The organism is Flammeovirga sp. EKP202, assembly GCF_014534745.1.
GTDB lineage: Bacteria > Bacteroidota > Bacteroidia > Cytophagales > Flammeovirgaceae > Flammeovirga.
Genome location: NZ_JACVVP010000005.1, coordinates 21,863 through 34,663 on the forward strand (window position 1 = coordinate 21,863; position 12,801 = coordinate 34,663).

The following is a 12,801-nucleotide window of genomic DNA, read 5'->3' on the forward strand; positions in this document are numbered from 1 at the left end:
TCTCCCGTTGTTTGCTCAACAATTAGAATTGGGTCTACCTATGGGGCATAAATCGCCGATTACCTACACAACCTTTACGGACGATAGTCAATACATTATCTCTACGGCTTATGATGGTACGCTACTTTGGGAAACGTATACTGGGCGTTTTGTCAAAAAAATTGATGAGCAACAGTATCGTTTTCAGGATTACCACTCTTCCTCTTTGGGTACTTTTGTCATGACGCTCAATCAAAAAAACTACAAGATACATTTATGGGATATTGAAAAGGGGAAACTAGTGAAAGAACTAAGCGGAAAAAAAGCGCTGTTTTCTCCTAATGGAAAATGGATCGTCACTTATTCCTACTACTATGGAATCACTCAAATTTGGGACACTGCAACCTTAACGAAAAAGGGTGAATTGAAAGGGTATTTTGTTGGGTTTGTAGATAACGAATCAATTATGATTCAGACTTCTCATTATCAAGTTAACGATATCAACACTTTAGAAGTAAAATATCAGATTGAAACGACAACAGAACGTCAATCTTTTCAGCTATTAGAAGATTCAGATTATTTTGTAGTAAAAACGGGAAAGTTTAATGTCGCTTTTCATCAGAAATCGGATGGTGCACTGTTACAACGCTATTCCTTTTCTACTGCAATTGAAGATCTAGTCTTTGATGAAAACGACACCTATTGGGGGGTAAACTTTGAAAATGATAGTTCTAAAATTTTCAATCAGAAAAAGAAAACAAGTGAACCTATCTCTTTTTTTCAATCCGACATTCTCAGTTTCAGTCAAAATGAAAAAGGAGAAACGACCTCCCTTCATTTAAATGATGATACAGTAGTCGCATTCCGCTTGAGTGATCAAAAAGAGTTGTATCAGATTGGTGGGTTTCATCATGGTGTATGTGGTTATCAAATCAGTCCGGATCATAAGTATTTGTGTATTATAGACTGCGCCTCCATTAATGACTATGTAGCTGAAATTGGTTCTAACAATGGCTTTCTTTTATTTAACGCTCAAAACGGTCAGTATATCAATGCCTTTTTTTCAAGTGTGGATGAATTGATGTCTTGTGCGGTCAGCCCCAATAAAAAATACCTCTCCAATATTACACATTCCTACTCCTCTACCCTTTTTGATTTAAGTAATGGGGAATTAAAACAGGTCTTAGGGACAGAATATGCTTTCGGTTCTCAGTTTTCTCCGAATGGGAAGTATTTGTCTACCTATTCCGATCAAAGAGCCATTGATACGGGCAGTGATATGGGAGCTGAAATAGTGAATCAAGATTCTCAATGGATATGGGATACTGAAACAGGAAAATTGGTATATATTCAAGAAAGGCAGTATAACCGCAATTACCATCAAACGGCATTTGATTTGGTAGAAGTAGACTATAAAGACCGAAAAATAGTCCACCTCAATCAAGAAGATGAAAATGGTTGGATGACCTCTTATATGGATCTTGTGGGGCATACTGACACTGTCTATTTTAAGGCATTAAGTGAAGATCAAAAAATGGTCCTTACGGCTTCAAAAGATCAAACGATAAGAGTATGGGATGCAAAAACTGGAGAAACACTTAGCACAATTTCAGACGTTATTTTAGAAGTAAAACATGCTCAGTTTTTAAAAGAAAATACCCAACTCCTTTTTGTATTTGACAATGAGCAACAACTGTTATGGGAGATTTCGAAACAAAAGGAAATACTCTCGCTGAAATGGCCTGCTTTAAAAGAAAAAAAAGTAGAAATTATCAATGCTCATTACAAAGTAGTTAATGATCTAGATAAAGATATATTGAACGTTTATGACGCATCTACCAATCAACTATTGTATCAGTTGACTGAACATAAAGACTACATTTCTTCCATCCAATTTATTCCAGACACTCATTATATGGTTTCTTCTTCTTTTGATGGAAGTACTATTTTTTGGGATCTCAAAACTGGCCTTCCTTTGATCAAACAATTTACTTTCAACCAAAAGTACCCCATATGGTTGCTTCCCAATGGCTATTATTTAGCCACAAAAGCCTCTGCCCAAAAACTCTATTATAAGAAAGGGTTACAGACAGTAGGTTTTGAACAGTTGGATGTAAAGTACAACCGACCGGATAAAGTATTGGCAGTGCTAAATCAGATTTCGGGTAGTGTAGATACCACTATGATTAAGGCTTATCAAAAAGCATGGGAAAAAAGGATCAAAAAACTAGAAATTGATACCAGCAGATTTGATACGGGTTTTTCCATTCCTGAGTGTGATATTGAAAACCGAAGTAGCATTGCTTACGAACAAACGCAAGGTAAATTAAAATTACATATTAAGGCATTAGATAGCCTTTACCTCTTGGATCGTTATAACATTTGGGTCAATGAAGTGCCTGTTTTTGGAGAAAAAGGTGTTTCGATAAAAAAGAAACAAACGAATACTTTAGAGAAAAATATCAATATTTCCCTATCAAAAGGCATGAATAAGATAGAGGTTTCTGTTTTTAATACTAATGGAATCGAAAGTTATCGTTTACCGCTGAAAGTCAACTATACACCTTCAAAACTCAGAGAAGAGAAATTGTTTTTTGTAGGAATTGGAGTGGATCAATACCGTCAAGAAGGGCACGATCTCCAATATTCAGTCAAAGACATCAGGGATCTCACACGACAATTGAAAGTAAAATATGGAGATCGTATTGTCATTGATACTTTATTTGATGAAAATGTAACTACTCAAAATATTCGTCAGCTCAAGTCCCGTTTACAAAATACATCTGTCGATGATAAAGTGGTGATCAGCTTCTCAGGACATGGGTTACTTTCTGAAGACCTTGATTATTATTTGGCCACTTATAATGTAAATTTTGATCAGCCCCAAGAAAATGGTTTACCCTACGATGACTTAGAATACTTGTTGGATGGCATTCCTTCCCGAAAAAAACTTTTATTAATCGATGCCTGTCATAGTGGTGAAGTGGATAAAGAGGAAGTAGCATCAATCAGTCGTATTCAAAGTGAGAAAGAAGGGCTTAAGGGATTGATCCTTGTGGAAAATAAAACAACGAAGATCGGACTAAAAAACAGCTTCGAATTGATGAAAGAGCTTTTCAATAGTATCGACCGATCGACAGGAACCACAGTCATTTCAGCGGCGGCAGGTACTCAGTTTGCACAAGAAAGGGGAGATCTTAAAAATGGTGTGTTTACCTATTGTATTCTTCACCAAATGATGGAAAAAGAGAGTATCACCGTTTCTGAACTGAGAGAAGCTGTCAGTCAACAAGTGAAAGACATCACGAATGGCCTACAACAGCCTACAAGCCGTAATGAAACACTAGAGAATAACTGGAAGGTTTGGTAGCATAAGATTTATTTATACCAACATAGGAACAATCAATTTTACTTATCCTAAAAGTCGTCTTACATTTGTTCCATCAACAATGATAAAAGGACATAAAAATATAAAAACCAAATAATCCATGTTAGAACAAGCATTAAAAAACCAAGTAGTAGGACTTTTCAATAATCTAAACAACAAATATACTTTCAATGTAGAAGTGGCAGCTAATCATTCTAGCAAACAATCACTTTTAGATTTACTGGAAGATGTAGCTTCTTGTTCAGATAAAGTTTCCTTAGAAGTAAAAGAGGGTGAAGGTCTTTCTTTTACAATTAGTAAAAACGGAGAAACAGCTAATAATATCATTTTTAGAGCTGTACCTACAGGACATGAGTTCACTACATTATTGATGGCTGTTCTGAATATGGAGGGTATTGGTAAAAACTTGCCGGATGAAGGGGTTACAGCTAAAATCAAAGGTATTAATGAAAAAGTAGTGGTGAAAAGCTACATTTCATTGACTTGTACCAACTGCCCAGAGGTAGTACAAGCCTTAAACGTAATGGCGATTTACAACCCAAATATTGAGCATCATATTGTGGATGGTGGTATCAACAAGGAAGAAGTAGAAAGCCTAGGTATTCAGGCGGTACCAACGGTATTGGCAAACGGTGAACAGCTTCACGTTGGTAGAGCTTCATTGGGTGAGTTATTAGGTAAAATAGAAGGTATTGCAGGCACTAGCTTTGATGCTTCTACTGCGGTAGAAAAAGAATATGACGTTATTGTAGTAGGTGGTGGCCCTGCAGGTGTTTCTTCAGCAGTTTACTCTGCTCGTAAAGGGTTTAAAGTAGCGGTAATTGCCGGTGTGATTGGTGGTCAAGTAAAAGAAACTGTAGGTATCGAGAACATGATCTCAATTACAAAAACGACAGGTGCTGAGTTGACAGCTAACTTGTACAGTCACTTGAAAGATTATCCTATCGATATCTTAGAAAACCGTATGGTGGAAGAGGTAGAAGTAGTAGACGGTTACAAGAAAATCACTACTTCAATGGGTGAGAAATTCGTAGCTCCTGCCTTAATCGTGGCAACAGGTGCTAGCTGGAGAAAATTAGGTGTTCCTGGTGAAACAGAATACATCGGTTCTGGTGTAGCTTTCTGTACACACTGTGATGCTCCTTATTTCAAAAGCAAAAAAGTAGTTGTAGTAGGTGGTGGTAACTCTGGTTTAGAGGCTGCAATTGACTTGGCTGCTATCGCTTCTGAAGTAACTGTTTTAGAATACATGGACACACTAAAAGGTGATCAGGTATTACAAGATAAAGTAAACAATCTGCCTAATGTATCAGTTGTAACTAATGCGGAAACACTAAGTGTAGACGGTGACGGAAGCAAAGTGACAGCTATCCAATATAACGATAGAGAAACGGGCAATGTACAATCGATCACTACTGATGGTGTGTTCGTACAAATTGGTCTAAAAGCCAACAGTGACTCTTTCAAGGATATTGTAAAAACAAACCGTATGGGTGAAATCGAGATTGATGCTCATAACCGTACTTCAGTTGCAGGTGTCTATGCTGCGGGTGATGTTTCTATCGTTCCTTACAAGCAAATTGTCATTGCGATGGGCGAAGGTTCAAAAGCTGCACTTTCTGCATTCGAAGACAAAATCAAGAACAAATTAACGGAGGCTCCTGCTGAAGTTTAAAAATATATAGTCGCTAACTCTCTCTACTTTCCAAAATGCTGTAAACACATACAGTGTTTTGACAAACTTAACAAGGCTAGTCTGTGAATTCAGGCTGGCCTTTTGTCATTAAAATATACAGTAAACCAAACTTTAAAAGGAACAATCATTCTAGAAATTGAAACATTGACCTACAATTAGCTTCAATAATCCTATTTAATATCCAATGGCTTTATCATGCATAATGATATATGCAAGAAAAAAAAGAACAAGGATTGTTATAATGCTGAAACTAAATAGGAATAAGAGTATTGAATATTTTTTCAGCTTATTTTTCATAAAAATCTAGTCTGCTTAAAAAAATACTGACCTACAGGTGCGAATGTTAAATGATAGCTACATTCACATCCTATAGATCAACAGAAATCTTCTGATTTCTAAATACCATCAAGTCCTTAACTTTTTATGGGCTTTCTATACTGTGTTGGTGTCTGCCCGAATTGTTTCTTAAATGATTTTCTAAAATACTGAGGGTCGTTAAATCCTACCTCATACGCAATTTCAGAAATATTAAGCTCACTTGTTTTAAGTAGCTCCAATGCTTTTTGAAGACGTATATTTCGGACAAATTCGACAGGTGGCATTCCCGTTTCCGCTTTCATTTTTCTATAGAATTGAATATTACTCATATCCATTTCTTTCGCTAATTCGGGCACTGAAAATTCCGCCTCGGAAATATTACGCTCTATGATTTTTCTAGCTTGATCTTCAAAGGAAACTTCGGTAACCTGTTTTTTCTTCTTCTTTGTTTTTTGCTCTCCTTTATCAATATCCAAAATGTTGGATCTCATTTTTAACAGCTGATTTACCCTTACTTCCATGTGTTTTGGAGAGAAAGGCTTCGCGATAAAGGAATCTGACCCTGCTTCCAACGCCTTAATACGCTCTTGTGTATCAGGATTGGAAGAAAGAAGAATCAGTGGTGTATGTTTCGTTTTCTCTCCTGATTTAATCTTTTCGGCTAAATGAAGACCACTCATCCCTTCCAAATAAATCTCAGCAATCACCAGCGAAGGGTAGTATTTCAATACTTTCTCATAAGCATCCAAACCATTTTCGGCATACATAATCTTGTAGTCTTTCTCTAAGATGCTCGCTATGTATTCTCTGATCTCCTCCGACTTCTCTACAATCAAAATCAGCTCCTCCTTCTCTACTTTTGTTTTCGTATCCTCTACAGAAGATTTACTATCAAACTGAAGCTTTTCTGTATTCGAATACAACAATTTTGGTACAAGTTCTGAAGACTCATTTTCTTTATCTTCCATCGAAAAGAAATCATCATCTGAAGGTATAATTAAAGTGAATTTTGAACCTAATGAAGGCTCACTTTCTACATAAATCATCCCTTTCATCGCTTCGATGATCGACTTTGCAAATGCCAAACCAATACCCGACCCTACATCATTATTGGTTTTTACCTGATAGAATCGGTCAAAAATAATCTCCAAGTCCTCCTTGTTGATCCCAATTCCGGAATCTTTTACTTCAATGGATAAATAGTTTCGTGAATACTTCTGAGGTAAATTCCCTTTATAATTCACAAACTTTGGTTGTACTTCTCCAAACTCAACGGTAGAGACAGTAACCCAAACACCTCCATTAGCTACGTTGTATTTGAATGCATTCGAAAGAATATTGTACAACACCGCTTCCAACATCACTTTATCGATGTAAACAGCCTCTTGGAGTTCAGGAAGGAAATTGATCGTATAGTTGACTTTTTTCTTCTTTGCCACATGTTTAAACGCATCCGTAGCATCTTTAATGATGGCATCTGTTGTTTCTTTTTTCACATTTAAACGCATCTGACCGTGTTGGCTTTTGGTCAAAAACATTAATTGATCTGTCAGTCTCAAAAGTCTCTGAGCATTTCGATAAGCAATGCCCAAAGGTTCTTGCATCTCAGTAGCTACGGTACTGTTTTTTGCAATTTGCTCAATAGGGCCTAATACCAACGTTAAAGGTGTTCTTAATTCGTGTGATAGATTGGTAAAGAAATTCACTTTCCTTTCGTACTCAATTTTTTCATCACGCATTTTGAGGTGCTCATATTTCTCTTCATTGGCCGAATGTACTTTTCTTCTCCACCAAACCATTACATAGGCCATAATTCCCACAAGTGCCAAAGCATAGATGATATAGGCGGCTAATGATCTGTACCATATCGGAATAATATTGATCTCTAATGTTTTCACTTCTTCTCCCCACTCTCCATCAACATTGGCTGCTTTTACCTTCAATGTATAACTTCCTGGCATTAAACCGTTGTAAGAGATGATATGCTTATCTCCCGTAGTCTCAATCCAGTCCTTATCCAAGTTTTCCATCTTATAACGGAATACTTTTTTATCTCCTTTTGTATAATTCAAAGTGGAAAGGTAAAAGGAGAAGGTATTCTGATCGTGGTTCAAATTGATCTCACCGATATTTTGAATCACATCTTTTAATACTACTTTAGAATCTACCTTTTCATTGGGGTGTACTTCTTTTCCATTCAAATAAAACTTTGCGATGACAGGTTTCACTTGATACGGGTTATCTTTGAAAGCGGGTATTTGAAGCAGATCAACCCCTTTTTCTCCACCAAACAACACATTACCTTTGGAAGTCAGTTTCCTCGATTTATTATAAAATCGTTCATTTAACAAACCATCTTCTGTAGTATAAGTGAAATATTTATCATCCTTCCACTCAAACGTATTATTGATGGTTGTACCCCATATTTTATTATCAGGAGTCTTTAAAATACTACTGATTGTCGCTTTTAATAGCTTGTGAGGAATGCCCTTCTGAGAAAAATGATTTCTATCTTTTATAAATTCAAAAAGGCCATTTTCAGTCGCTACCAATAACGTCTGATTGTCCTTTTCTACAATATCCGAGACCAATGAAGTATTCATCGTTGGGGTTTGGACATTAAATTGTTCAATCTTAGTGATTGTAAAATTCTTGTCATAGACCACTTTCCACAAACCTTGCCCTCTACTTCCTAACCAAATTTCAGTTTTGCTAACTGGGTAGATTTTGATGATTGGTACGTTTAACAGCACACGGCCTTTTCCTTTGGTCATAGACACAAACTGATCTGTAGATGAATTATAATACGCCAAACCTGCATCCCAAAAGCCTACCCAAAGACTACCATCATATTCACTTTTGGTCACCGACATCACATAAGGATTCGTAATTTTGTCGCTGACCTTATATATTTCTTCAATAGCCGCCGTTGCTGCATTTAATCGATAAACACCTTTTCCTGCAGTACTAACCCACGTATTATTGGCTTCGCTGACTATACCTGTTATTTGCTCAAAACGATACTCGTGCTGTACATAGTTTCCTGAACCATCACTATTGTGCGAAGCCTCGTAATATAATTTACCGTTGATTGTACCTAACCATACTTTACCTTTATACTCTTCAACCGCCACTACCGGATCAATTGTCTTTGGTAAAAGGTGACGAATAGGTTTCTTATAAAGATCCAATGTGTAGGCCCCAAAGTGAGTTCCTACCCAAAGTACACCTGCCCGATCTTCAAAAATGGCAGAGAAACCACTCTTTCCTGTATACTCCTGATTTAATTCAATTTCCTTTGTTTTCAGGTCAATAGTATACACATTATTGGCCGTCATAAACCAAAGTTTTCCATCTTTGGAAGGAGAGGGCTGGAGGTAAGACTTATTGTTATTGATCAATGCTTTGACCACTTTTCCTTTTAACTGCTTCTGCTCAAATGCTGCTGTAAAAACTCCTTGTGTATTGGAACACCAAATTTCATTTTGATCGGTCTGATAGATACTGTACACCCCATGAAAAGCATCACCGATCAATAAAGCGACCTCTTCTGTTTTCACATTAAAACAGCCCAACCCTTGCATGGTCCCAAACCAAACATATCCATTAGGATCAAAGTGTACTGAGATCACCAAATCTTGAAACAATTGACGGTCAAAAAGGTCTCCTAGTTCTCTTTGCGTATAAGATTTAAATATCTTTTCATTCCAATTATAAAAAGCAAGACCATTGCCCTGCGTACCTATCCATACATTACCGTTTTCATCTTCAGAAAAAGAAGTAATTCTTTGAATATTCAATGTTCTTGCTGATTCAGATTTTTGAGTAAGGTGCTCAAAAGAGTCTGTCTTTTTATCAAAAATGAAAATGCCATTATTGTCTGTACCAATCCAGATCTGACCATTGGAATGTTCCATGATCACCGAAATCTTTTTATCTAATAACGGTTGATAATCTCTTTCTCCAAATACCGTGATTTCATACCCGTCGTATTTATATAGTCCATCCCAAGAGGCAAACCATATATATCCTTCTTTATCTTGTATAATACCAGTCACTGCACCAGAAAAATTGGGCAGCTTAATAGGGGTAGCACCTACAAGGGTAGTAATACAAAAGAATAATAATAAGAGGACAACAGATATTTTATTTAAAAAATAGGTCATAAAGATTTAATTCATTTCAGCAGGTAGTAGATTTCTTCAATCTAAAACTGCAAAATACAAAAAAAAGACGAATGGAATTTATTATTTGTCGAGTGTGAGAAATTAAGATTCAGCAATGATGAACATCAATTTATCATTAGAAAATGCTCACTTTCCAAATGATTCCACGTGGAACCTTTTCTATTTCATCGATTATTACGGTTAAGTTGGTATTTCAATCTTCAACTCTTAACTATACTAAAACTCCTTACCTATTACGGAGTTTTGGTATAGTTACTATATAAAGGTCCAAATGATGGAGTTTTGGTATAACAGCAATGAACCATAAAGGTAATTTCTAATTCAAAGTACCTCACTTAACCGTTATTCTTTCGTTTTCATGCCTATATTACCCTTTAAATACCAAAACTCCTTAATTTAGACTTAGGTGTCAAATTAAGGAGTTTTGGTATATATGGAGATTTGGTATTTAAAAGCTTACTGATTAATCAATCGTCAATAACAAATCTGTTGCTCTTTGAAGACCTGAATCACTAGCCTTTTCTAAATCAGTTCTATAGCCTTCTAAAGGTCTATCTAACTCATATGTATCCAAGTTTTCATATTTCAATTTCCCTAGCTCATACAAGCAGAACGGGTCATTTTCTTTGGCTCCTTGTTTAAAGAAAGTGTAGGCTTTGTTTTTATTACCTTTTCTCAAAGCATATTTACCTCCAAAATAGAAGCTTTTTAAGCTATGTTGCCCCATTGCTCTGCGGAATAAAGTATAAATTTCTTCGTCGTCTGCAAAATTTCTAATACCCAAAGCTTGAATTGTAGCAAGTTGCCATAAGTGAGTATTAACACCTTCTTGTTGTTCTTTTTGGAAGGCTGTAACCACTTGCTTAGCATAGTAATCTCTCTCAGAGTCTGTCATTTCAATTTGGTCGTGCTGATTTTCCATTAACAGCTTCCAAAACATCCCCTCTATATTTTCATCGATCACTGCCGCATCATCAAAAATTCCTGCAATTGTTGCTAACTCTTTCGACTTTCTAACAAATGGCTCTTCTAACTTGTACTTCGACAAGTTCATTTGATAAGTCATGTATTGGTCAATAGCTCTTTCCATCAGAGTTGAAGTTGAAGTACCAACTGACTTTGATTTAAATACAAATTCGGTATTACCTACAGATTCAGAAAATGAACCTAAAATAGGATGAGAAGGAAGTGTTTTCAAATCATACTTCAACGTCTCTGCAGTGACAATACTGTCTGCTTTATGGTCTTTTAATGAATGAATCAAGGCTCCGGCAAATGGAGAGTGCTCTCCCTTTTTACCATCTGCTACCGCAGTCAATCGTCCAGAACTCAATACGTATCTATTTTTTTCTTCTAATTGAAAACGTAAAAAGTCTTCTGCTGTAATGCTGTATTGATTATTGTAAGCTCCTCTTCCTTTGTTGATTTTATCATTAAAAGAACCTCCAAAACAAACATCTACTACTACTAATGCTTGTTGCGAAGGTAAGTTTTCTGTCAACGATTTTAATCTATGAAATGGAAGGTAAGAAATAAGACTTGGGTCCATTCCTCTTGATTTTGTATTCTTTAGGATCAAGAAGCCCTCTTCGTAATATTTGTCTTCGTAATCACCATGACCTGCTAAGTATAACAAGAAGCGGTCATTCTTACGTAGTTTGCTATGATAGCCTCTCAATGCGTCTAGTAGCTCTTCTTTCGTAGGAGAGAGTAATAGTTCCACATGAAAGTCATAATCGTTTTTAAGCACCTCTGCCACCCCTTTACCATCAAAAATAGGGTTGTTAAGATCCTCGAAGTTATCGTATTCGTCAGTAGCTACAATTAATGCATAAGCTTCTGACTGTACAGGAAGTTTTTTTTGTGTACTCGCACTTGTTTTCAATCCACCTCTGTATTGTCCTTGTGCAAAGGTTGTTGTTGTAATAGAAAGCAAGCTAATGAAACCGATGAATAAAGTCCGTATTAAAGTATTCATAAAAACTGAGTTTTACAGATTTAATTATTAAGTGAAGAACCTGATAAAAAAGTTTGGTCTAAAAGTGTCAAGTTAATAGTTTCTATTCGTTGTCAACGAACATTGAGGTAATTTTCAATTTACTAGAAACATAACAGTCGCTGATGCAAAAATAAAAATATATTAAGTACTAGAAAAAAAGTAAGAGGATAATTTTAAATCAATAAATAAAGGGATCACAATCACATCATGATCTCCAAGTAGTATGAAAACAGCGTTTATCTTTTAACCTTGCTTTTGTCTTTAGTACTCGCACCAGTACTTTTTTATCTCGACAAAAAAAATACCACACTATCCAAAGTGTGGCATTATCATAGTAGAATCGTTGTAGCTGATTGATAATAACGGTTTAATGCTTTTTCTAATCTCTTTGTTCAATTTTCACTTGTTCAAAGAGATTTTGATGAGCTGAGGTCATTTTTATAAAATGTACGCCTTCATTCAACTCAATGGTATCTCCATCTTTTGTATAGACTTGATGTTCTTCATTTCCTAAGGCATCAAGTATACTTACATTGATTTTTCCATCATTCGTCTTGAAAGACACCTTTGTTCCATCCACTGTATATTTCAGGAATGGAGGAACCTTCTTGACTTTATAAATTAATACTTTTTCATACGTCTGCTTAGTACCTTCCATATCTTCTCTTTTCAATCTGAAATAAGTGGTGACTTTAGGTTGTTCTAACGCAAAACTGTATTGTCTTTCTATATCTGAATAGTGCTCACCTTCCTGATAATTTACCATGGTCCAATTCTTTCCGTCAATAGATGATTCTATCATGAAAGCTTTGTTATCAACTTCCTTAGAAGTGGTCCACTGTATGGTCTCTTGCTCCAAGATAAAACTTGTGATCTCAGTCGATGTATCAAAGGGTGTTGAAACCATAGATTGATAATTGAATAGTAGGAAGAGCAGGCTAAATATCATTTTCATTTTCTCAGGACTAAAGGTAATGTCTGTTTTGTTAACGTTGTAACTATATTCAGGTCTCAGTCCATTCTAGTTTGTTAACGAAATAGGCAATATATTTTCTATTTACGGAGTTTTGGTATATTTCATAATTTGCGGTTAAGTTGGTATTTAAAGTATTACAGAGTAAATCAAAAGGTCAAAAGCGAGTGATTTTATATAAATTTTTTATGAATGCATTTCTTGCACTTAGATAGTGTCGATAGGGAATAGGAATAGAGTTTAACCTTTATATCGTTTTTT

The 12,801-nt window shown here is 35.8% G+C and carries 5 protein-coding genes; 2 read left to right on the forward strand and 3 right to left on the reverse strand.

The genetic code is table 11. The features are described from left to right. Positions 1-40 precede the first annotated feature (40 nt). Positions 41-3,349, forward strand: a complete 3,309-nt coding sequence (locus IC221_RS04140; protein WP_188167749.1) for a caspase family protein — start codon at positions 41-43, stop codon at positions 3,347-3,349. 118 nt (positions 3,350-3,467) lie between these two features. Beyond that, positions 3,468-5,042, forward strand: coding sequence for an alkyl hydroperoxide reductase subunit F (gene ahpF / locus IC221_RS04145; RefSeq protein ID WP_188167750.1), 1,575 nt, complete (start codon positions 3,468-3,470; stop codon positions 5,040-5,042). Between the two features lie 434 nt (positions 5,043-5,476). Here the strand turns inward: ahpF and IC221_RS04150 are convergent, their stop codons facing one another. The 3 genes from IC221_RS04150 to IC221_RS04160 all read right to left on the reverse strand — a co-directional run bounded on the left by IC221_RS04150 (position 5,477) and on the right by IC221_RS04160 (position 12,522). Next, complete coding sequence (locus tag IC221_RS04150) at positions 5,477-9,547, reverse strand: two-component regulator propeller domain-containing protein (protein WP_188167751.1); 4,071 nt, start codon at positions 9,545-9,547, stop codon at positions 5,477-5,479. Positions 9,548-10,031: 484 nt separating this feature from the next. Further along, a complete protein-coding gene (locus tag IC221_RS04155) occupies positions 10,032-11,546 on the reverse strand; it encodes a caspase family protein (protein ID WP_188167752.1) in 1,515 nt (504 codons plus the stop codon). A 400-nt stretch (positions 11,547-11,946) separates the two neighbouring features. Continuing rightward, positions 11,947-12,522, reverse strand: a complete 576-nt coding sequence (locus IC221_RS04160; RefSeq protein ID WP_188167753.1) for a hypothetical protein — start codon at positions 12,520-12,522, stop codon at positions 11,947-11,949. Positions 12,523-12,801: the final 279 nt, after the last annotated feature.